Origin of the sequence: Enterobacter sp. A8 (assembly GCF_004296595.1) — a bacterium.
Lineage (GTDB): Bacteria > Pseudomonadota > Gammaproteobacteria > Enterobacterales > Enterobacteriaceae > Enterobacter > Enterobacter cloacae.
This window is the reverse complement of sequence record NZ_SCMF01000001.1, coordinates 1,153,224-1,175,757: the sequence shown is the minus strand read 5'-3', so window position 1 is coordinate 1,175,757 and position 22,534 is coordinate 1,153,224. Positions and strand designations below refer to the sequence as shown.

Sequence of the window (22,534 nt, the reverse complement as noted above, 5' to 3'; positions counted from 1 at the left end):
ACAATTTCAGCAAAGTGGCGATTTTGCCAACGTAATGCACCGTTGTGGTGCGGATATACCTCTTATGGGGCAGATCATAAACCGCTGTTTCAGTAATAAATCCGGCGTCTATGATTAGGTTTCCTTATTTTCAGGCGCTTAGCGAACAAATCTGACCTGCTGGTAAAACTGGCATTCATATTGCAAAACCTGTTCAACAACAACAGCCAGTACCGGCACAGCATTTCGAACAGGGGGCAAAATGAACTTAAGACGACTGAAATACTTCGTAAAAATCGTCGATATCGGCAGCCTGACTCAAGCGGCGGAAGTGCTGCATATCGCGCAGCCTGCGCTGAGCCAGCAGGTGGCTACTCTGGAAGGCGAAATGGATCAGCAGCTGTTGATCCGCACCAAACGCGGCGTGACCCCAACGGAAGCAGGCAAGATCCTGTATACCCACGCGCGCACCATTCTTCGTCAGTGCGAACAGGCGCAGCTGGCAGTAAATAATGTTGGTCAGACGCTGAGCGGACACGTTTCCATCGGGCTGGCACCGGGGACCGCAGCGTCTTCAATCACCATGCCACTGCTGCAGGCGGTGCGCGCTGAACTGCCGGAAGTGCTGGTCTATCTGCACGAGAACAGCGGCTCTGTCCTGAATGACAAGCTGCTCAATGGCCAGCTTGATATGGCGGTGCTTTACGATCGCTCCCCGGTTGCGGGGATCACCAGCCAGCCGCTGCTGAAAGAAGATCTGTATCTCGTGGGCACCCGCGATCGTCCGGGGCAGAGCGTTGATCTCACTGCGGTTGCAGAGATGAATCTTTTCCTGCCGCGTGATTACAGCGCCGTGCGCGTACGCGTGGACGAAGCGTTCTCCCTGCGCCGCCTGACGGCGAAAATCATCGGTGAAATTGACTCCATCTCCACGCTGACTGCGGCGATTGCCAGTGGGATGGGCGTCACGGTGCTGCCAGAATCCGCCGCCCGCTCGCTGTGCAGCGCAGCAAACGGCTGGATGGCGCGCATCACCACGCCATCAATGAGTTTACCGCTGTCGCTGAACATGTCCGCCCGCGGCTCGCTGTCGCCACAGGCACAGGCGGTGAAAGAAATTTTAATGTCGCTGGTCAGTAAGCCATCGCTGGAGAATCGTGAACTGCAGCTCGTGAGTTAATATTCCAGAAAAGCATAAGATGCTGGTTTTTATTATTTGTTCTGCAGCTCAGCTGACTCTAACAATAGAGCTATGTCAGATGCGCCGGAGTGAATCGTGAATTTCCAGCAACTTAAAATTATCCGTGAGGCGGCCAGGCGGGGCTATAACCTGACCGAAGTCGCCAATATGCTTTACACCTCCCAGTCGGGTGTCAGCCGCCATATTCGCGAGCTGGAAGAGGAGCTTGGCATTGAGATTTTTATCCGTCGCGGCAAGCGCCTGCTTGGCATGACGGAGCCAGGTAAAGCGTTGCTGACCATCGCTGAGCGGATCCTCAACGAGGCCAGCAATGTCCGTCGCCTGGCGGATCTCTTTACCAATGATGCCTCCGGCGTGCTCACCATCGCCACTACCCATACTCAGGCTCGGTACAGCCTGCCGCCAGTGATAAAAGCGTTTCGTGAAATTTTCCCTGACGTTCGCCTGGAGCTTATTCAGGGCACGCCGCAGGAAATTGAAATGCTCCTGCAAAACGGTGGGGCGGATATTGGTATCGCCAGCGAACGCCTGAGCAACGACCCGCTGCTGGTGGCCTTTCCCTGGTTCCGCTGGTACCACAGCCTGTTGCTCCCGCTCGATCATCCGTTGAATCAGGTTTCACCGCTAACGCTGGAAGCGATCGCGAAATGGCCGCTGATTACGTATCGCCAGGGTATAACAGGACGTTCGCGCATCGATGAAGCATTCAACCGCAAAGGGTTAACGCCGGATGTGGTGCTGAGCGCGCAGGATTCCGATGTGATCAAAACCTACGTCGAGCTGGGGCTGGGCATTGGCCTGGTCGCGGAACAGTCCGGCGGCGAGGGCGATACCGGGAACCTCGTGCGTCTGGATACACGTCATCTGTTCGATGCCAATACCGTATGGCTCGGCCTCAAGCGCGGACAGCTCCAGCGCAACTACGTGTGGCGCTTTATCGAACTCTGCAACGCCGGGCTGTCCGTTGACGAAATCAAACGCCAGGTGATGGAGCCGGAAGAAGTGGCGATTGATTATCAGATTTAGTTCCTCTGGCTGGGATCGCCTTAGCCAGTAACTAGCGAATAAACAAGCTAAATCAGAATTCCCTTTCGGTTGGCGTTGGTGACATGCTGCTGCACCAATTCAACGATCCAGTCAATAAAAACGCGCAGTCTGGCGTTGACATGGCGGTTCGGCGGAAACGCCAGGTACAGGGGCATTGGAGCAATACGCCAGTGTTCAAAAAGCGGAATCAGGGCACCACGAGCCTGATGCGCTGCCGCCATATAGACTGGCAGTGCGATCACGCCTAATCCCGCTAACCCGGCTTCGAGGTAAGCATTGCCATCATCCACGGCCAGTACATAGCTGCCCGTGATTTCAATACGTTCACTCTCACTGCGCAGTACCAGAGGATCAATCTTACCGGTGCGTGAGGACAAGAACCCTACGATGCGATGGTCGGTGTTTTCCAGCTCTCGCGGGTGCGAAGGGGGGCCAAGGCGTTCCAGATAATTGGGGGCGGCGTAGACGCCGATTTGCAAATCTCCGACATGGCGTGCAATCAGGGACTGATCGGTGATCTCGCCGCCGCGCAGCACGCAATCCACGTTGTCGCCAATCAGGTCCACCACCCGGTCGCTCACACCCATGTTGAACTGAATGTCAGGGTAGCGTGCGTGGAAAGCCGGTAGCGCCGGCACCAGGATGAGGCGGGCCAGCGGACTGGGCACATCCACCCGTAGCCGTCCCCTGGGCGTAATTGCCGCACTGGACAGACTGTTTTCAGCATCTTCCATGTCCGCCAGCAGGCGGATGACGCGTTCGTAGTAGACCGCGCCATCGGGAGTGACGCTGAGTTTGCGGGTGGTGCGATGGAGCAATCTGACGCGCAGGCGCGCTTCCAGCTGCTGAATAAGCTGCGTCACCGTGGTTTTGCTCATATGAAGCGTTTGGGCAGCCTTTGTGAAGCTACCTGCCTCTACCACGCGAGCAAAGGCGCGCATCGCATCGAAACGATCCATTCCTTATCCTCTCTTTTCACCGATTGTTTGGATATTACAAACAATGATGGACTAAGTCGCTTGTTTATCCGCCCGCTCCTGCACCTGTAAAGTGTCTTTAAGTTCATTGGGCAGATTTCGCCCCATTGCAAAGGTGTAAATATGACAGCACGCGAAGCAGTTTTTCCCTCAGGACGCCAGGCGCTCTATGAGCGCAATCGCTATTCACCGGCCATCAAATCTAACGGTTTCCTGTTCGTTTCGGGGCAGGTTGGTAGCCGTGAGGATGGCTCGCCTGAGCCCGATCTAAAAGCGCAGGTCAGGCTGGCATTCAATAATCTTAATGCTGTCCTCGCGGCTGCGGGCTGCACGTTCGATGACGTGGTTGACGTTACCCTTTTTGTCGTCGATCCCGAGTCAAACCTCGACGCTATCTGGAGTATCCTGCCAGAATATTGGGGGGAAGCGCCTTACCCAACGTTGACCGGGATCGGCGTAACGTGGCTGTACGGATTCCAGTTTGAAATTAAGGTGATTGCCAGGCTGCCCTGAGCGTTAGGGACTTTCCGCCAGTCGAAAGTCAAGACAGAGGAAAAATGATGAAAGCAGGGGATTATTGCCCGGTGGCGCTGCGCTTACCGGGCCTACAGTCCCGTAGGCTGGGTAAGGCGAAGCCGCCACCCGGCAGTTTTCCAGAACGCACAAAAGCAAAAAGCCTGCTTCAAAAGCAGGCTTTTCAAATTTGGCTCCTCTGACTGGACTCGAACCAGTGACATACGGATTAACAGTCCGCCGTTCTACCGACTGAACTACAGAGGAATCGTGTGAACGAGGCGCATAGTAGCGACCTCGGTTCGGCTTGTCAAAGGGTGAAAACACCCTTTTTGATTGTTTGCCGACAATTTCAGCAAATCGCTGATTTTATAGCAAATTTGCGCTGAAATTACACAGCAGAATGCGCCGCCCGCGGGCAGGCGGCGCAGTTGTTTAGAACAGCACGGAGTAGTTCAGACCAAATGTGCGGCCACGGCCTTTATAGGTATACAGACCCGGAGCGCCATACGTTGGGCTATACAGCCCCGGTGCGCGCTGTCCCCAGGCGGTGGTGTAGTCTTTGTCCAGCACGTTTTCCACGCTGAAGCTCACTTTACCCACCGGCAGGGCGTAGCTGCCCAGGAAATCTACCGTGTTATAGCCATCGATCTTCTTACCGTCGGCATCAGAGACGTCAAAGGTCTGGGTACTCTGCACGCGCAGGGTCCAGTCGCCCGGCGCCCAGTTGACCCAGGCGCTGGCTTTCGACGGGCTGGCGCTGTCTACCGTCAGCTTCTCCCATTTACCGTTTTCACGGGTTTCAGACTTAATGGCGTTAAAGTTCGCGCCGGTGCTCCAGTCGCTGTCGGTGAAGAAATAGTCCACCTGACCTTCCACCCCGTAGATACGACGCTTGTCGTCTTCAAGGTTGATGGTCATATCGGTTTTGTTGATGGTGATGGTTTTATCCGAGAGCGAGTAGTACGCCGCAACCTGCGTGCGCAGGTTATCACCGGTGTAGCGCCAGCCCAGCTCGTAAGCGTTAACCTTAATGCCGTCCAGCGTCGAGTCGTTAACGTTCACGCTGTTCAGCAGGCGATAGTGCCCGTCGACAAGCTGATAGGTGCCGGAGCCGTAATACTTCGCCAGGTCCGGAATTTCAAAGCCCTGAGAGAAGTTAAACCACAGCTGCTGCTGTTCGGTCAGGCGACTAAGGATCCCGGCGTTAAACAGGAAGTTGTTGTAATCGGTTTTCCCGCCCGGCACCGCGTCTGCTGAGGTGGCTTTCCCGGTGGCGATGGCCTGCTGCTGGGCGTAGCCAACAAAATCATCCACCTTATTTTCAGTGTACTGGTAGCGCACGCCGCCGCTCAGGGTGATGGCGTCAATGTCGTAGCTCGCCTGCAGGAACGGGGCGAGGTTGGTAATGCTGTAACCCGGATAACGCCCCACGTTGTACGCATTGTCCAGCTTCATGCCGCCGCTCGCTGCCGCTTTACTCAGGTCGAAGAACTGCTGGTTGGCGTCGAAGGTTTCATGGTCGGCGTCCACACCCCAGGTGAGCGTCAAATCATCCACCGGCTTGCTGTTCAGCGTCAGCTTGCCGCCGTAAAAATCGGTTTTCTGCTGGGAGGCACCGATGCTGGTCACCGTACCTTTGCTCAGGGTCGGGAACGGGTAGTAGGTCAGGCTCTCGTCACGATAGTAGATCTGCGCGACCAGGTCCTGACCCCAGAAATCGGTATTAGAGTACTGCAGGTTAATCAGATGGCGCTCGGTACCGGGAATACGGTCAGAATCCAGGTTGTTTTTGTTATACGCGGTGGCATCACCCGTAACCGCCGAGAAGTTCTTCCCGAGGTACAGGCCGTGTTTGCCATCAGATTCGCTCTTGTAGTACTGGGTGGTTAACTGCAACTGCTGATGATCGTCAATATTGATGGTACCAGTGCCCATCACATCAATACGGTCAGAATACTGTAAGCCGGTCTGGGTATTATCGATAATCACCTCGTCGCCGTTGCCGTCATACCAGCCGCCGTAACGCTGATAAGACACGGACAGGCGCCCAGACGCATTATCATTGCCGCCGCTGACCGCCGCCGACACGTTCTCATCGTGGTCGTTGTGGCTCTTAAATCCGCTTTTTGCACCGGTCTGGAATTCGACTTCCGTCTCCGGCTGACCTTTTTTGGTGACGATGTTCACCAGGCCGCCGGTACTGCCGCCGCCGTACAGTGAGGTAGCGCCAGAAATCACTTCAATTCGGTCGATGTTGAACGGATCGATAGAGTCAAGCTGACGGCTGTCGCTGCGGGAGGAGTTCAGACGCACGCCGTCCACCATCACCATCATTGAACGACCGCGCAGGTTCATGCCGTAGTTGGTGCGCCCCTGGCTGCTGACGTCCATGCCCGGGATCAGCTGCGCCAGCACGTCTTTAATCTCTTTCCCGCCCTGAACCTGCTGCTCAATTTCCGCACGCTCGATAACCCAGGTGGTCTGCGCCATCTCCGCCATGCTGCGGTGTGCGCGGCTGGCGGAGACAACGATATTTTCTTCCTTTTGTTCTTCTGCCCACGCAGAGGTCGAAAGCATGGCAAGCAAGCACGGATTTAAAACCCAAAGATGAGAACGTTTCATTGTTATGTTGATCCTGATTGTGTGTGTCAGTACTCGGTGGTCTGTGCTAATGATTTAAAAACCTGGCTGTTATCCGTGCTGGTGGTGCTACGCCAGTGGATCACGCCGGGGGTAGTAGCCAGCTCAAACGGCTCGTCATCGTGCGCGCGATTGAGAATTCGCGCGGCGCGCCAGGCCATCAGGCTGAGCTGGGGTTCGGCAATACCGAGACGGTGCATCCCGGCATTCACGGCAAACAGGCGGTTGCCCTGCGGGCCGTCCCATTCAAGGGTGAAATCGTTGTTGATGTGAAAAGCTTCGTCGGCATCCAGGTGCAGACGATGGGAGAGTGGCGCCAGAAACGCAGGCTGCGCGGCGCGGTAGCCCGTGGCAAAGATCACCACGTCGCTCTCCAGCTGTTCACGGCCACCGTCGAGGTGATGCTGTAGCGTCAGGCGTTGCCCGTTTTGCAGCCGCGTGAGTGCGGTTACCGAGCGGGACGGCATCAGGTGCGCCCAGGGTTTTTCACGCAGCACTTCAAAGCGGTGATACATGGCGCGGTAAATCGCCAGCAGGGACTCGGTGGTGATACCGTCAGAGGTCATCTTCTGCTCGTGCAGCATCTGACGACGGGCCTCTTCACCAAGTGTGGAAAAGCTGTCCACGTACTCCGGTGTGAAATACTCGTTGGCAAATGCGGCCTCATCCAGGGCGTTGTAGTTGTTGCGGCGCGACACCCAGTTCAGGCTCAGCGGCTGACCCCACTCCCCGCGGAAGATATTCAAAAACAGATCGGCACCGCTCTGGCCGCCGCCAACGACGGTCACCCGTTTGCCCGCCAAATCTGGCGTGCGCAGCATCATCTCGCTGGCGTGGAAGCAGCTGTCATCCTGCGCGGTCACACAGTCGGGGAGGTTGATCTGTTTACCAATCCCCACGCAGACGTGGCGCGCCAGGAAGCGATCGCGCTGGGTTACTACCTCAAACAGGCCCTTTTTCTCATCAAAACTCACCTGCTGCACCTGCTGGCTGAAGGCGAGGTTGGTGAGGTTATCCGCCGCCCAGCTCAGGTAATCAGCAAACTCCTCGCGGGAGACGGTGCGCTGCTCGGTGGTCAGAAAACGGTAGAACTTTTTACGCTGTACCAGGTAGTTCAGAAAGCTATGGCGGTTGGTCGGCTCCACGGCGCTGACCAGATCCTTCAGGAAGCTGGTTTGCATGTGGCAGTCCGGCACCATCATCCCCGGGTGCCAGGAGAAATGCGGCTTACGTTCAAGAAACAGTGAACTGAATCCGTCCAGCCCCTCTGCAAGGGCAGCGATGCTGAGGTTAAACGGGCCAATACCAATGCCGATGAAATCATACGTTTTCATTGCGCTGACTCCTGGGAGACCAGAAAAAGGGGGTTATCGAGATCGCAGACGTAGTTCGGCAGCATGCGGCTGCCACCGTCGTGTTCGGAGAAGGTGAGTTTGACCGGGTTGAGGATCACGCGAATGATCTGCGGCTTAAACAGGTCGAACTTCGCGAAGCGCCCGGCAAGATCCGGATGCGCGGCCATATAACGGCGCAAAACCTGCGCCAGGATCTGATAGAAGCGGGTTTCGCTGACGCCGCTTTGCTGCGTGAGACGCGAGATAAAACGCAGCACCGTCACGAAGTTGCCGGTTTGCAGGTCATGGATGATGTACTCCGCGCTCAGGCGCGCCGTGACGGCTTTCACCTGTTGCGGCAGGCTTTCCGCCTGTGGGAAATATTCATCGACCAGCCGCATATCGCCCTGGAAATCCTTCAGCAGAATGCGCTGCGGTACGTAGTCTTTCATCACCAGCGTTACGTTCTGTCCGTGGGCGATGAGTGCCACGCCGTAGCGGCAGAGCAGGTGATAGAAGGGGACCACCGTGGCATCGAACAGTTTTTCCAGCCAGGCTTCGGCAGTTAATCCGGAATGGGCAATCCACGCGTCAATCAGCGGGCGTCCGGCGTTGTCGGTCTCCATCAGCGCCGCCATCAGCACCGCCTGCTCGCCGTCCTGCAGATAGCAGGACGGGTTTTCGCGCCAGATCACGCCCAGCATCTCCTGATAGCGATAGGGCGCTTTCGGTAGTGCGGCGTAACCGGTATGCGCCAGATATCCGGCGGCGGGTTCGCCAAGCACCTGCGCGCCAGAGCGGGTGAGAGTGGCGTCGCTGGCAAACTGCTGCTGTAACCAGCGCGAGGCCAGCGGCCCGGCGGCAATGTACTTGCCCGGAATGCCGCGATAGCAGGAGGTGTTGTAGATGGTCAGCGGCAGCTTGATGTCATACGGCGTGCGGCGGCTGGCGTTGGTCAGCGTGCGCAGGGACTGTTGGGCCAGATACTCATCGCCAAATTCCCCCAGCTCTACCATCTCACCGCGCGCGAGCTGGGCCAGGAAATGGACGGCAATTTTTTGCTGCCACTGCCACGGGTGCAGCGGCACCGGCAGCCAGCTGTCGTCAAGCTTCAGCGCCTGCCAGCGGGCGTCAAAGCGCGCGCGCTCGGCACTGTCCATGGTGCTGGCCAGCAGGGAGTTGATATCGCAATCGACATCGCTGCTCCAGACCAGATGCTCGCGCTGCACGGCAACCCAGTGCAGGCGAAAACGGCCACGGTATTCCGGCGCGTACTGGCGCAGCGCCTCCAGCCCCCAGCCGCGGCGTCCTTTGTTAAAAATGAACTTGGGATGGCCGCTCATCAGACACTGGAGTTCGTCCGGGTCGAGATGAATAAGCGCGTAGGCATCCAGCGTCTCTCGCGCCTGCAGCAGCTGCATGTCGCCCCGCAGCGTGGCGTAAAGATCTTCCAGATGCTCTGCCGTTTGTGCGTCGCTCATCTCCAGCACCGTCGCCAGCTGCAGAAACGCGCTTTCCGCTTCCACGGCGGCTCCGCTGGCGGTGGTCAGACTGGCGGGATCGATATGTAACCAGCCCCAGATGCCGCGCGTGGCGCGAAACTGCCATGTTTCGCTGCCCATGGTGATTTGCCAGCGGTCAGCGGCCAGCAGTTCGGCGCTCAGGGTACGTTCGTATTCCAGCTCGGCGAGGATCTTCGCCACCATCTCGCGGTTCACTTTTTGCCAGAGTGCGTTCACAGTCCCACCTCGCTGAAGAAGCGGTGACGCTCGCTCATGATGAGGCGCGAACGTTTATGCGGGAAGTCGAACTCTTTAACGGTGTCGAAACCGGCAGACGCCAGATGGCGGAACAGGCGCTGATTGTCGAAACGTGGCTCAGCGACAATGCGCGTCGTGCGCGGTTCATCCAGCCACAGATAGTGGCTCAGACCGCGCAGCCAGCTACGGATATACTGCGCGCCGCGCCAGTTCTCTTCGCCGACCAGCATATGCAGCCCACGGTCAAACGGCTGCCAGCGATAGTGGCGTCCGATACGGTCTTCTGCGGCCCAGTAGAGTTCAAAATAGCCGAACGGCTGATCGTCAAAGCAGCCGATAACCGGGTAGCAGTACGTCGAGTCGAGCTGACGGCGCAGGTAGTTTTCCTGCTCTTCCTGAGGACCGGCCATCTCCCAGAACGCGTTGACGCGCGGGTTGTTCATCCACTGGGTAAAACGCTCACCGTCCAGCGCCACGTCGGCCACGCGGAAGCTCAGGGTGCGTTTAATTTGCGCATCGTAACGGCGATAGACTTCCCCTTGCGGACGGTGAGGGCGCAGCGGGAAGTAAAGCTGACGGCTCTCATCGAACTGCATGCCACCGCTGGCCTGCGGACGCTCCCCCTGCAGCCACAGCGGCAGCTGCCAGAAGGTCTCACGGGCCAGATAATCGCCGCTGGCAAGCGCGAATAACGCCTGCGCCTGCGGTTCATCCTGCCAGGCTGCCCACGGCAGCGTGATGCCGGTCAGTGCCGGTGCGGCGACAAACAGCTGATCCAGCGCCTCGACCAGCCAGCCGTCCGGGATATCGCGCAGGCGCTCCAGCACCGCGCTGCCGTCGAGGCCTAAGGTCAGCGGCAGGGATGTGTCCGTTGCGGTGCAACGAAAGCCGTAGCCGGAATGGACGATATTCGCGTTAGCCATCACGCCTTCTCCTTGTAAAACGGGTTGCTAAAGTCGAAATAGATCACTGCCGGATCGGCAATCGTGTTTTCGTTGCGATCGTGCAGGTAGCAGAAAAAGTTGCCTTTGCAGTTCCAGGTCGGGCTGTCGAGCACGTAGTCGAGGCAGCGGGTCTGCTTCGCGGTCTGGCGCAGGCTGGCCAGCGCGTCACGCACCCGTGACATCAGGCTCTCTTCGCTGTCGAAACCTGCGGCAGCGAGGGCGGCGGTGACGGCGAGTGTGGAGTTCAGCAGCAGGTAATAGGGGAAGTAGCGCAGCAGCTGGCTCTCGCCGAAGCGGTTTTCCACCTCGCTTTCACCTGCCTCTTTCAGCCACGCATCGGCCCCTTCGGTCCAGGCGCTGCCCTGGCAGTCACGGTAGATAAGCCCGACCGGGAAGTCCTGCTGCATCTCCACAAGAATGTTTTGCTGATGTGCCAGCAGGACCAGACCGTAATCGGCTTCGGCGCTGAACAGCGGAAGGAGAACGCGGTCGCAATAGGCGTCCAGCCAGCAGCGCGCGGCCTGGGCAAGGGGGAGATCCAGACGCTGGCTCAGACGGCGGACCGCAGCCGCCAGCAGGCTGTCACCGCCGTCCGGCGCGGCCTGCGTCAGGCTCACCAGCACGTTGGTTTGCGTATCCGGCGTATCAAACAGCAGGTTCACGCGCAGTGCCATCAGGCTCTCTTCCTGAATGACGCCGCTTTCGTCACGCAGACCCGCCCAGCCGTCTTCCTGCATCACGCGCATGGTGGGGTAGCGCGCCTGGAGCTCCTGCCAGCGCGCCGTTTTCGCCAGACGCGCCAGACGCATCCCGCGCTTAACCTCTTTCAGCGACAGCGTGCGTACCGAGTTGGTCAGGCGCACGCTCAGGGAAAACTTAATCATGTCGCTGTTGGTTTCGCAGTACAGCGAGCGGGAGGAGCTGGTGGGCAGCCACTGCGCGCCCGCTTCGCCCAGATCCTGCAAGGCTCCCTTCGCCACCAGTCGCTGGCACCAGTCCTGACCGAGCAGATACTCCGCCTGCCACGGGTGCATCGGCAGCAGCCAGCGGGTGTCGGTGAAATGACCGAGCAGTTCAGGGGCGCTCTGGGCTGCGAAGCGCAGCAGACGTTCGCGCAGGGAGACGTTCAGACTCTCGCCAGCGATCAGTTCACTCTCAACGGCAAACCAGCGCAGTGGAAAGCGGGAGGCGAAATCGGGCAAATAGCGGCGGGCTTCGGTTTCGTTAAACGGCTCGTGTGACTTCGGGGCCGGATGGAATGCGTGGCCGACCAGCAGCGCTTGTTCCGCCTCGGCGAACGTCAGCGGCGTGTCGCGCAGGTTTGCCCAGCGGTGACGCAAGTCGATCGCCTGCCAGGTATGGGCATGGCTTTCAAGGGCGCGCTGCTTAAAACGCGTCAGCGTATCGGCATCCAGTGAGCCTTTTATATCGGTTTTTTCAAGAATTAAATCAACCAGTTGAGGGAAAGTGACGGCGTCACTACGGTCGCTGTCGGTCTGGATGAGCGTTGCCGGGAAGCGATACTGATGATGCTGGGTTGGGGAGAAATAGTGTACTGAAACCCGGATGGCCTGGGTTTGCGAGAGCGGGATATGGATCTGCGATAGCTCATCCGCAGCGGTAGCGGGGAGATAGCGCCAGTCCTTCGTTTCGCGCAACAGGGCGTTTAAAAAACACTGGGCCGCAACGTCTGTACCGGCAGAGCGGGGCAGAGTACGCATAGATGTACCTCATTCCATGACTGATAATAATTCTCGTTATGATATTCATTCTGTTTACAGTCGCAACTATTTTTGCAATATTTGTTTTCATAAACTTCATGATTTCCACACATTTATTGACACTATGTTCACAATTCTATGCGCTCACTTTCCGACACTCTGACCGACAATCTCACCCCGAAAGCGAACTGGCCCCTGGCGTTGTGTGCCGGTTTACTGGGGATCGGGCAAAACGGTTTGCTGGTCATGCTGCCGCAGCTGGTCACGATGACCGGGCTATCGCTCTCCGTTTGGGCGGGTCTGTTGATGTTCGGTTCGATGCTCTTTTTACCGGCTTCGCCCTGGTGGGGACGCCAGAGCGAGCGGCACGGCTGCAAAAGCGTGATGCTGGCCTCGCTGAGTGGCTATCTGGCAAGTTTCTTCGTCATGGCGCTGGTGGTCTGGGCAATGGCGAACGGGATGCTTAATGCCGCCTGGGGGCTGGCAGGGCTTATCCTCTCGCGCACCCTGTACGGCCTGACGGTCTCTGGTCTGGTGCCGGCGGCCCAGACATGGGCCATTCAACGTGCGGGTCTGGAGAAAAGAATGGCCGCGCTGGCGACGATAAGCTCGGGCCTCAGCTGCGGGCGTCTGCTGGGGCCGCCGCTGGCAGCGCTGATGCTCAGCGTTAACCCGGTGGCACCGCTGTGGCTGATGGCTATGGCTCCGTTTATCGCCCTGCTGATGGTGCTGCGTGAAGTGGCCGATCCGCCTTTACCGCCAGTGGCGCAACAGGCGACGCGGCTGCAGGCATCAATGCTGCCTTATCTTATGCTGGCGCTGTTGCTTGCCGCACTGGTGAGCCTGATGCAGCTTGGTCTGTCACCCCATCTCAGTCCGTTGCTGGACGGCAATGCGGCGCAAATCAGTCATCACGTTGCGCTGCTGCTGAGCCTGGCCGCGCTGGCAACGCTCGCTGCCCAGTTTCTGGTGGTGCGTCCGCAGCACTTTCGCCCGATGACGTTACTTTGCCTGGCAGCGGTGCTGATGGTGGTCGGGCTTGGGGTGATGTGTCTCGCGGATGTGGCGCTGTTCTATGTGGGGATCGTCATTACCTCGCTGGGGGCGGCGATGGCAACGCCCGGCTATCAGCTGCTGCTGAACGACAGATTAACGACAGGCAAAGGGGCGGGGGTGATCGCCACCAGCCATACGCTGGGCTACGGCGTCAGCGCATTGCTGGTGCCGCTGGTGACGCGCACATTCGGTGAAACATTTTTAATCGTGGCCGCCTGGGCAATGGCGCTGCTGTTTTTAGCCTTGAGCTTAGGGGTACGGTCGGTTGAGCGTACCCCAGAAACAGGGGCCTAATGGACGTGACGGGAAGCGGTGCTGCCGGAACCCTCACTCTGGCGCAGACGCTGCAGGGGATCCTGCTGATAAAAATGACAAAAACGTTGCCACAGGGCCGGGAAACGCGGGGCGAACAGCTCCGGGGCGCTAAAGAAATACTCTGACAGCACCGCAAAACACTCGGCCGGATCGGTTGCCGCATAGGCATCAATGCTGGCCGCGCTTTCCCCGACAAGGTCAATCTCATCCTGGATATTTTCCATCGCCGCATGCAGGTCGTGCTCCCAACCGGCGACTTCACGCAGCGGGATCAGCGGAACACCGCTGGCGCGATCGCCGTTGCGGGTATCAAGCTTATGCGCCACTTCGTGAACAATCAGGTTAAACCCGGACGCGTCGAACGAGTCCTGAATATCCAGCCAGTTGAGGATGATCGGGCCTTGCTGCCAGCTTTGCCCGGACTGCACTACGCGCTGGTTATGCACCAGGCCAATATCATCTTCCCACTCGTCATCAACGATAAACGGCGCGGGGTAGATCAGCACTTCGTGGAAGCCATCCAGCCACTCGATACCCAGTTCGAGCACCGGCAGGCAGAAAAGCAGGGCGATACGCGCGCTTTTAAGTGCATCCAGCTCAAACCCCTGCAGCGGAACCAGCCGCTTTTGCTGCAAAAAGCGATCCGCCAGTTGAATTAGCTTTGACTGTTCATCCGGCTGGAGGTTGGCCAGCACGGGGATCGCCAGCGCGTCATCCCACGGCAGCGCCACATGTTGACCAGCGTCATTTGATTTCCAGGGCCACTTAATCATCGCTGTGCTCGCAAACTCGTCACGTGTACAAAATTGAAAGGTCAGGTTCCGTTAACATGCCAAAGAACCCGGCATGAAGGCAACTATAAAACGTAGAGATGTGGGAATGGCAGGAGAGGCCAGCCCTCTGCCATTATTCAAACACTTATCCCGTTTCCTTTCAGTGACAAAAATCCCATTGAGACGATCCCCAGTGGAAAACATGGCACAACGGGTGGCACAGGGCGTTTATCGACGTTTGATTTCCCCGAGCGCGTCGATCAGCTGCGCCTTCTCCAGCGCTGAGATCTGCTTAGTGTTCAGCAACCCGGACAGTGTGCGGTCCTGCTCTTCACCAAATCCGCCACCGGTCATGATTTGCCGGCTAATCAGGTTCAGGATGGTGTTATCCAGTTGAAGAATTTGTGCTCTTACTTCTGCCAGCGGGCGGGGCTGCCACGCTTTTTCAGGCTGCAAACGCCATCGATCGAGATAGCGGTACTGGATGTTTTTACTGACGGCCATCTGTATCTGGATAAACGCATCAATACTCTGCGGATCCAGCATGACGTCGCGGGCAGCACTCTGGGCCTTCAGAAGCACATTTTTTTCTCTCGGAAGATCCTCAACGGGAAGATGGTTCGCCGCCTTATAACCCGCCACATCTTTCATCACCTCGAATCGTGTATTTAATGCCTCAGCCAGCTCAGGAAGGGTTGCCGAATTCACGGACGCGGCCAGCGATGAACCACACATTAAAATTGACGAAACCACAACTGCGAAATAGCGCACGGTTATTCTCCCGCAAAGATGAATTGAGCATCTATTATCGCAGCCTGTTTATTACAGGCAATCGTTTATAACGTTAATAAACGGCCATATTTGTAAGCATTTCAGGGGACGGATAGAAAATAAAAAATCCTGAAGAATAAAGTCATCGATAGCGCAAATGTCTTTAATCTTATTGCCAAATTTCGCATTTCCAATTGCTATGACTGGAATATGCTACCGAGCGACATCTTATTCTCCATTTCAGAAATAATATGAAAAATAACCACCCTATGTTCGGACGAAAATGAAGAAAATTTATAAAAATGAGTCAGGCAAATCACCGATGGCAACGTATGGGATACGCTTAACCCTGGTTGCGATAACTCACCGTGACCTGATTACTCAGCACATGCAGCGGCGCGTCGAAACGCGCCCCCGCCACGGAATAATACTCAAAACGAAACGGCCCGGCGGCTGGCATCCCGGCAGGCAGGGGCAGCTCCCCGGCAAAGCCGGGCAGCGTCAGGCAGCGCGTGGTGCTGCACAGGTGAATGCGAAACCCTACGGGCGTCAGGCCGTCTGTCTGAATCTTCCAGTACACGCGTGAGGCCACTGCGCCAGCGGGCAGGGGTGAGGGGCTTTGCACCGGTTTGCTTTTTAGTACCATTTGCCCCCGTGTCAGCGTGCCGCCAAAGCTCTCTCCGCTCCAGGAACCGTCCGCCGCGACAGCCAGCGGCGAAACCAGAAGCAGCGCAAGCACTGCTCTCATCATCCTTTGCCCCCAATCAGATACGTCATCCGCACGTTGCGCTGGGTATTGATCTCCTGGCTGGAGAGCACCGCCAGTTGCGGGAAGATGCGGCGCAGGTAGCGCGACAGCATCAGACGCAGGGCCGGGTTCACCAGCAGCACCGGCGGTGCGCCTAAACCTTCCTGATGCTGCAGCGCCTTTTCGGTCTGCTTCATCAGGTTTTCAGCTATCCCCGGCTCAATTGCGCTGCCGCTCTGGGTCGCCTGGATCAACAACTGCTCCAGGGAGAGATCCAGCCCAATCAGCTGAATGTCCTCCTCGCCCGGGAACCACTGCTGGGTTATCGCCCGGGAAAGGCGCGCCCGTACGCGGGTGGTCAGCTCATCAGCGTCGCTCTGGGCGGTGGCAAACTCCGCCAGCGTATCGATGATGGTGCGCATATCACGGATCGGCACGCGCTCGGCCAGCAGATTCTGCAGCACCTTATGCAGTGTGGTCAGGCTGATGACCGCCGGGATCAAATCTTCCACCAGTTTCGGTGAATGTTTGGTGATCTGATCGAGCAGCTGCTGCGCCTCCTGACGACCAAACAGCTCCTCGGTATGGGTGGTAATCAGATGGTTAAGGTGCGTTGCCACCACTGAACTCGGATCCACCACCGTGTAGCCCAGCGTCTGCGCCAGTTCGCGGTGGACTTCGTCAATCCACAGCGCAGGCAGGCCAAAGGTGGGCTCGGTGCACGGCGTGCCGGGCACTTCCCCCTCGGCACAGCCCGGATTGATCGCCATCCAGCGATCCGGCTGCACTTCCCCGGAACCAATGGTGACCCCTTTAAGCAGGATGCGATAGTGCGTTGGCGCCAGATCCAGGTTGTCACGAATATGCACGGCAGGCGGCAGGAAGCCCATCTGCTGGGCAAACTTCTTGCGAATGCCGCGCACGCGGGTCAGCAACTGACCCTGCTGTTCGTGATCCACCATCGGGATCAGGCGATAGCCCACTTCCAGACCCAGAGTATCTTCCATCTGAACATCAGACCAGGAGGCCTCGTTCACCTGCGCCACCTCCGCATCTGCCGCATCGGCATCCGCCTGTACGCCGCCGGTTTTTTTCGCTTCACCTTCGCGGCCTCGCAGCCACCAGGCGACACCCAGCAGCGTGGCGGTAAACAGCAGGAAGACGAAGTTAGGCATGCCGGGGATCAGGCCCAGCAGGCCAATCACGCCTGCCGCCAGCACAATCACGCGCGGAGAGGTAAACAGCTGGCCCACCATCTGCTCGCCCACATCCTGGTCGTTGGCAACGCGGGTCACCACCACGCCAGCCGCGGTGGAGATCACCAGACCCGGGATCTGTGCCACCAGACCATCACCGATGGTCAGCAGGGTATAAGTCTCACCGGCTACGCCCACGGACATGTCGTGCTGCATCACACCGATCACCAGGCCACCAATTATGTTGATCGCCATAATCAGCAGCCCGGCGATGGCATCGCCACGCACAAACTTACTTGCACCGTCCATCGAACCGTAGAAGTCGGCCTCCTGCGTCACCTCTTTACGGCGGCGTTTTGCCTCCTCTTCGCCGATCAGTCCGGCATTGAGATCGGCGTCAATCGCCATCTGCTTGCCCGGCATCCCGTCGAGAGAAAAGCGCGCGCCCACTTCAGCAATACGTCCGGCACCCTTGGTGATCACCATAAAGTTAATGATGATCAGAATGATGAACACGATGATACCAATGGCGAAATTACCGCCCACCAGGAAGTGGCCGAAGGCCTCCACCACCTGACCCGCCGCTTCCGAACCGGTATGGCCGTTCATCAGGATCACGCGCGTTGAGGCGACGTTAAGCGCCAGACGCAGCAGGGTGGAGAACAGCAGCACCGTCGGGAACGCCGAGAACTCCAGCGTGTTCTGGGTAAACATGGCGACCAGCAGGATCATGATCGACAGCACGATGTTGAAGGTAAACAGCAGATCCAGCACAAAGGTCGGCAGCGGCAGGATCATCATCGCGAGGATGGTCATGATCAGTACCGGCCCGGCCAGTACCTGCCACTGGGTTTCCTTCATGTTGGGTAATCGTAATTTGGTGGCGATATTGGCCATCACTCTCTACTCTCTTGTGCAAAATCCATCCCCGCCGGAACGGGAAGATCTTTAGGTGTCAGCGGACGTAAGCCATAGCCTTTACGCCAGCGCTTAAGGCCATAAACCCAGGCCAGCACTTCTGCCACCGCGCTGTACAGCTCGGCGGGAACCGGTGTGCCGGGGTCACAGTGGCGATACAGGGCGCGCGCCAGCGGCGGCGCCTCAAGCATGGGGACCCGGTTCTCTTCGGCCAGTTCGCGGATGCGCAGGGCGATAAGCCCGCTGCCGCTGGCAACCACCATCGGCGCGCCCATGGCGCCTTCCTGGTACTTCAGGGCGACCGAATAGTGGGTCGGGTTATTAACCACCACGTCAGCGGTAGGGACGTCGCTCATCATTCGCTGTTGCGCCATCTGACGCTGCAACTGGCGAACCTTACTTTTAATCAGCGGGTCGCCTTCCTGATTTTTGAATTCGTCTTTGATTTCTTTCAGGCTCATGCGCAGCTTTTTGAAGTTGCTCCAGAGCTGGTAAACCACGTCGAACGCCACCATCGGGATCAGCGATAAAATAATGACCAGCATGCAGCCCATCAGCAGGGCGCTGATATCACCCAGCGCCATGCGCAGCGGTTCATACATCAGGCTGATAAACTTCCCTTTGTTGAACCACAAAAACAGCCCGCCGCCGATGCCCGCAAGCGTTACCTTCAGAATGCTTTTCACCATCTCCGACACCATCTGCCCGGAAAACAGGCGTTTGATGCCGCTGATCGGATTGAGCTTTTTGACGTTAAATTTGAGGGCCTTGGCGCTCATATTCAGGCCGCCAATCAGCGACGGCGTGGCGACGGCGGTCAGAAACAGGCCACCGACGAACGGCAGCAGCGCCAGAAACGCCATTCCTAGCAGCGATCCGGCGTGATGCAGCATCTGCTGCGGATCGCTGACTAAGAGCCGGTCAAACGTTAAGCCGTTATGCAGCAGATGCTGCAGCTGTTTTGCCAGCCAGCCGCCCGCCACCAGCAGTAACCCCCAGCCTGCCAGCAGCATCAGGACGCTCGTCAGCTCGCGTGATCGGGGAACCTGTCCCTCTTCGCGCGCTTTTTGCTTTCGGTGGGGGGTGGGGTCTTCTGTTTTTTCGCTGTCGTTTTGTTCTGACATGACGTTCGCCCGGCGGGATTAGAAGCCGAGTGACTCCAGCAGATCGTCCACCTGCTCCTGAGAGGCCACAATGCCTTCGGCGCGGGTATCGATCTGCGGACCGTTCTTCAGATGCGCGTCACCGGTGGCGGCGCTGGCGTCGCGCTCGCTCATGTTTTCCACCAGCACGCTGATAAGCTCTTTCTCAACGGTCTCAATCACATGCATCAGGCTTTGCAGCACCTGTCCGGTGAGATCCTGGAAGTCCTGCGCCATCATGATTTCGGTCAGCTGGCGGTTGGTCTGCTGGGTTTTCTCCGGCACGTCGTGCAGGAAGGCGCGGGTGGCTTTGACCAGCTCGCGGGCATCCTCCAGCGGCTGCGGATGTTCAAACCAGGCGTCCCAGCGCGCGCTCAGCGCAGTGGCGTTATCGCTCAGCCCTTCCTGCAGAGGGCGCGCCACTTCCACGCTGGTCAGCGCGCGATCGGCGGCCTGCGAGGTCTTGCCGACCACATAGTTCAGGCGGTCGCGGGTGTTCGGAAAAGCGTCGGCGACTTCCATAATCGCCTGTTCAAGACCGAGGTTGGCCATGCTGTCGCGCAGCAGACGGGTCAGTTGTCCGATGCGAACGAAAATCTCTTTGGCGTTATCCGCCTGCATATTTAACGGGGAGTTCATAAGCGTTACCCGAGTTTTTCAAAGATTTTGCCAAGCTTTTCTTCCAGCGTGGCGGCGGTAAACGGCTTAACGATGTAACCATTGGCCCCCGCCTGCGCGGCAGCGATGATGTTCTCTTTCTTCGCCTCAGCGGTCACCATAAGCACCGGTAGCTTTGCCATGGTGGCATCGCTGCGAATGGTTTTCAGCAGCTCCAGACCGTCGATGTTTGGCATGTTCCAGTCGCTGACGACGAAATCAAAACCTCCGGCACGCAGCTTGTTGAGCGCATCCTGACCGTCTTCGGCCTCGTCAATGTGTTTGTAGCCCAGATCCTGCAGCAGGTTACGTACGATGCGTCGCATGGTGGCGAAGTCGTCCACCACCAGAAAACGCAAATTTTTATCCGACATGGGGGGTATCTCCTGAACGTGAGTCGGTTTTGGATGAATTATGTTTATGGAAACTGTCCAGTAAGCACTGGCTGATATCGTCGAGGTCGACGACCTTCTTCGCCGCACCCAGCGCAATCGCCTCGCGCGGCATGCCGAACACCACGCAGGTGGCTTCGCTCTGCGCGAGGGTAAACGCCCCGGTCTGGCGCAGATGCAGCAGGCCACGCGCGCCGTCCGCGCCCATGCCGGTCAGCAGGGCAGCGCTGGCATGCTTGCTGGCCTGACGCGCCACGGAGTCAAACAGCACATCCACTGACGGACGATGACGATTCACCGGTGGGGCATCGCTGAGCCGGACCCGGTAGCCGTTGTCCTGACAGATAACCTCCATATGACAATCGCCCGGTGCGATCAGGGCGGTACCTGGCCGCACGGGTTCGCCATCCTGCGCTTCACGCACCGCAATCTGACACAGTGAGTCGAGTCGCTGGGCGAAAGAGTGGGTGAAACCGGCGGGCATGTGCTGGGCTATTACAATCCCTGGCGTACTGACCGGCAGCGGCATCAGCACCCGACGCAATGCCTCCGTGCCGCCGGTAGAGGATCCGATAGCGATGAGGCTCTGCTGGCGCACGGGGATCCCGGCGAGCACCGGTCTGGCGTCGGGGGTATGCTGCGCCAGCTTCGCGCGGGCGGCGACGCGGATCTTCTCCACCACCAGCTGGCTCCAACTGTCGATATTCTCTGCGCCGCGATGCTCGGGCTTGGGCAGAAAATCGACCGCACCGTGCTCCAGCGCGGTGAGGGTGGCTTTCGAGCCGCGGGTGGTCAGGGAGGAGATCATCACGACGGGCATCGGGCGCAGGCGCATCAGGCGGGAGAGAAACTCCAGCCCGTCCATGCGCGGCATGTCGATATCCAGCGTCAGCACGTCCGGGTTGAGCTGTTTAATCAGCTCGCGCGCAATAAACGCATCCGGCGCCGTGCCGACCATTTCCATATCAGGCTGCTGATTGACGACCGCGCTGAGCATGTTACGCATCAGGGCGGAATCATCGACCGCCAGCACACGAATCGACTTCACCGTGTGGCCTCCGTCAGTTCATATACCGACTGCCCACGCAGGCGCAGCGGAATATGTGCATGGTTAAAATGTTCCGAATGGCCGACAAACAGCAGGCCGCCCGGCTTGAGCAGACGCGCAAAGCGCTGCAACAGGCGCTGTTGCGTCGGCGCATCGAAATAAATCATCACGTTGCGGCAGAAAATGGCGTCGAACGGCCCGGGAACGGACCACTTTTCATCGAGTAAATTCAGCTGCTGGTAGTGAATGGCGGACAGCAACTCCTGGCGGGCTTTCACCCATTCGCTGTTGTCACCCGCCCCGCGCAGAAAATAGTGACGCTTTTGCGCCAGCGTCAGCGCGTCCAGATCGTTCAGGCGGTAGATGCCCGCTTCCGCTTTTGCCAGCACCTCGGTGTCGATATCCGACGCCCAGATCCGCGGTCCGGCCACTGACGCGCCCAGCTGTTCATTCAGCGTCATGGCGATAGAGCAGGGCTCTTCCCCCGTGGACGCCGCGGTACACCAGACGCGGTAGCCCGATGCGCGCTGGCGCGCATGTTCCGCGAGGATCGGGAAGTGATACGCCTCGCGGAAAAAGGAGGTCAGGTTAGTTGTCAGCGCGTTGATAAAGTTCTGCCATTCCGGATGCTCTGAGTGTGACTCAAGCAGGGCGATATAATCGCTGAACGTGGCAAGCCCCAGCGTGCGCACGCGACGGGAAAGACGATTAAAAATCATCTCTCGCTTTTGCGCGTTAACGACAATTCCGGCGCGCTTATAGATTAATTTCCCGACACGCTGCAATTCGCTGTCAGTCAGAGAAAGCGTATTCAGGGATAAGCGTGCAGAAGTGCTGATAATTTCACTCATAGAATTGGGGCAGACCTTAAACCGGTGTATTCATTATTTCCTGATACGCACTAATCATCTTATTTCGTGCCTGCATGCCAAAGCTGAATGAAATAGACGATTTCTGCATCGCCAGCATCACGTCATTCAGGGCAATATCGCCACTGCCGGACATCCACTGCTGTGTTTTGCTCTTCGCTTCAACCTGGGTTTTATTTATTTCGTTAATGCTGTTAAATAAAACGTCAGAAAAGGAGGGGGCGTCGCCGCGAGAGGTCTGCAGCCGGTGAGACGGGCCGCTGACCTGCTGCGCCTGGCTCTGAATTTGATCGAGTACGCCACGCATTAATGTCGCTGACATTCTTTTTATTCCTGGTAATTAAGATAAAAACGGCGGTTTGTTGCATATCTTTTAAACGTCGACAGCTTAGCACGTGATTAAAAACCTCAGAAAATCCAATAAGCCGACAGAACTTTGAGCTTATTTATCCTTAAAAAAAATGCCTTTCAGACGATAATGCCCGCCTGAAAAATTCTTATATTTTTGAAATCGTCGACATCACTCTCGC

The 22,534-nt window shown here is 57.8% G+C and carries 20 protein-coding genes and 1 tRNA gene; 4 read left to right on the top strand and 17 right to left on the bottom strand.

The window, feature by feature from the left end; all coding sequences use genetic code 11:
• Positions 1-241 precede the first annotated feature (241 nt).
• The gene (gene nac, locus EQV24_RS05590; protein WP_130626304.1) at positions 242-1,159 is read left to right on the top strand and encodes a nitrogen assimilation transcriptional regulator NAC; all 918 of its coding nucleotides are present in this window, start codon (positions 242-244) and stop codon (positions 1,157-1,159) included.
• Positions 1,160-1,255: 96 nt separating this feature from the next.
• Positions 1,256-2,206, top strand: a complete 951-nt coding sequence (gene cbl, locus EQV24_RS05585; protein ID WP_130626303.1) for an HTH-type transcriptional regulator Cbl — start codon at positions 1,256-1,258, stop codon at positions 2,204-2,206.
• 47 nt (positions 2,207-2,253) lie between these two features.
• On the opposite strand, the gene EQV24_RS05580 is transcribed toward cbl, so the two are convergent.
• Positions 2,254-3,186, bottom strand: coding sequence for a LysR family transcriptional regulator (locus EQV24_RS05580; protein WP_130626302.1), 933 nt, complete (start codon positions 3,184-3,186; stop codon positions 2,254-2,256).
• Positions 3,187-3,327: 141 nt separating this feature from the next.
• On the opposite strand from EQV24_RS05580, the gene EQV24_RS05575 reads away from it, so the two are divergent.
• Complete coding sequence (locus EQV24_RS05575) at positions 3,328-3,717, top strand: RidA family protein (RefSeq protein ID WP_013097827.1); 390 nt, start codon at positions 3,328-3,330, stop codon at positions 3,715-3,717.
• 191 nt (positions 3,718-3,908) lie between these two features.
• Here the strand turns inward: EQV24_RS05575 and EQV24_RS05570 are convergent.
• From EQV24_RS05570 to EQV24_RS05545, 6 genes are all read right to left on the bottom strand, one after another.
• Positions 3,909-3,984: transfer RNA gene (locus EQV24_RS05570), tRNA-Asn, on the bottom strand.
• A 168-nt stretch (positions 3,985-4,152) separates the two neighbouring features.
• Positions 4,153-6,342 carry a TonB-dependent siderophore receptor gene (locus EQV24_RS05565; RefSeq protein ID WP_130626301.1) on the bottom strand — a complete coding sequence of 730 codons (2,190 nt, stop codon included), beginning with the start codon at positions 6,340-6,342 and terminating at the stop codon, positions 4,153-4,155.
• A 26-nt stretch (positions 6,343-6,368) separates the two neighbouring features.
• Positions 6,369-7,694: a SidA/IucD/PvdA family monooxygenase gene (locus tag EQV24_RS05560; RefSeq protein WP_130626300.1), complete on the bottom strand. Its 1,326-nt coding sequence runs from the start codon at positions 7,692-7,694 to the stop codon at positions 6,369-6,371.
• Positions 7,691-9,433 (bottom strand): IucA/IucC family siderophore biosynthesis protein, encoded by a 1,743-nt coding sequence (gene iucC, locus EQV24_RS05555; protein ID WP_130626299.1) that lies wholly within the window; start codon positions 9,431-9,433, stop codon positions 7,691-7,693. The genes EQV24_RS05560 and iucC overlap by 4 nt, the downstream gene beginning before the upstream one ends.
• Positions 9,430-10,377 (bottom strand): GNAT family N-acetyltransferase, encoded by a 948-nt coding sequence (locus tag EQV24_RS05550; protein ID WP_029881841.1) that lies wholly within the window; start codon positions 10,375-10,377, stop codon positions 9,430-9,432. The genes iucC and EQV24_RS05550 overlap by 4 nt, the downstream gene beginning before the upstream one ends.
• Complete coding sequence (locus EQV24_RS05545; protein ID WP_130626298.1) at positions 10,377-12,119, bottom strand: IucA/IucC family protein; 1,743 nt, start codon at positions 12,117-12,119, stop codon at positions 10,377-10,379. Before EQV24_RS05545 ends, EQV24_RS05550 begins: the two co-directional genes overlap by 1 nt.
• Positions 12,120-12,257: 138 nt before the next feature.
• Here EQV24_RS05545 and EQV24_RS05540 point away from each other — a divergent pair, with 138 nt between their 5' ends.
• Positions 12,258-13,469, top strand: a complete 1,212-nt coding sequence (locus EQV24_RS05540) for an MFS transporter (RefSeq protein WP_130626297.1) — start codon at positions 12,258-12,260, stop codon at positions 13,467-13,469.
• Here EQV24_RS05540 and mtfA read toward each other — a convergent pair.
• From mtfA to fliE, 10 genes are all read right to left on the bottom strand, one after another.
• A complete protein-coding gene (gene mtfA / locus EQV24_RS05535) occupies positions 13,466-14,263 on the bottom strand; it encodes a DgsA anti-repressor MtfA (protein WP_029881844.1) in 798 nt (265 codons plus the stop codon). The two genes, EQV24_RS05540 and mtfA, sit on opposite strands and share 4 nt — an antisense overlap.
• A gap of 228 nt (positions 14,264-14,491) precedes the next feature.
• Positions 14,492-15,034, bottom strand: a complete 543-nt coding sequence (locus EQV24_RS05530) for a chorismate mutase (RefSeq protein ID WP_130626296.1) — start codon at positions 15,032-15,034, stop codon at positions 14,492-14,494.
• A gap of 343 nt (positions 15,035-15,377) precedes the next feature.
• Positions 15,378-15,785, bottom strand: a complete 408-nt coding sequence (locus tag EQV24_RS05525; protein WP_130626295.1) for a flagellar protein FlhE — start codon at positions 15,783-15,785, stop codon at positions 15,378-15,380.
• Positions 15,782-17,875 (bottom strand): flagellar biosynthesis protein FlhA, encoded by a 2,094-nt coding sequence (gene flhA, locus EQV24_RS05520; protein WP_013097816.1) that lies wholly within the window; start codon positions 17,873-17,875, stop codon positions 15,782-15,784. Before flhA ends, EQV24_RS05525 begins: the two co-directional genes overlap by 4 nt.
• Positions 17,875-19,020, bottom strand: coding sequence for a flagellar biosynthesis protein FlhB (gene flhB / locus EQV24_RS05515; protein WP_130626294.1), 1,146 nt, complete (start codon positions 19,018-19,020; stop codon positions 17,875-17,877). Before flhB ends, flhA begins: the two co-directional genes overlap by 1 nt.
• An 18-nt stretch (positions 19,021-19,038) precedes the next feature.
• A complete protein-coding gene (gene cheZ, locus EQV24_RS05510) occupies positions 19,039-19,677 on the bottom strand; it encodes a protein phosphatase CheZ (RefSeq protein ID WP_130626293.1) in 639 nt (212 codons plus the stop codon).
• Positions 19,678-19,682: 5 nt separating this feature from the next.
• Positions 19,683-20,069 carry a chemotaxis response regulator CheY gene (gene cheY, locus EQV24_RS05505; RefSeq protein WP_013097813.1) on the bottom strand — a complete coding sequence of 129 codons (387 nt, stop codon included), beginning with the start codon at positions 20,067-20,069 and terminating at the stop codon, positions 19,683-19,685.
• Positions 20,059-21,135, bottom strand: a complete 1,077-nt coding sequence (locus EQV24_RS05500) for a chemotaxis response regulator protein-glutamate methylesterase (RefSeq protein ID WP_130626292.1) — start codon at positions 21,133-21,135, stop codon at positions 20,059-20,061. Before EQV24_RS05500 ends, cheY begins: the two co-directional genes overlap by 11 nt.
• A complete protein-coding gene (locus EQV24_RS05495) occupies positions 21,132-21,986 on the bottom strand; it encodes a CheR family methyltransferase (protein WP_013097811.1) in 855 nt (284 codons plus the stop codon). Before EQV24_RS05495 ends, EQV24_RS05500 begins: the two co-directional genes overlap by 4 nt.
• A 16-nt stretch (positions 21,987-22,002) precedes the next feature.
• Positions 22,003-22,326 carry a flagellar hook-basal body complex protein FliE gene (fliE, locus tag EQV24_RS05490; RefSeq protein ID WP_013097810.1) on the bottom strand — a complete coding sequence of 108 codons (324 nt, stop codon included), beginning with the start codon at positions 22,324-22,326 and terminating at the stop codon, positions 22,003-22,005.
• Positions 22,327-22,534: the final 208 nt, after the last annotated feature.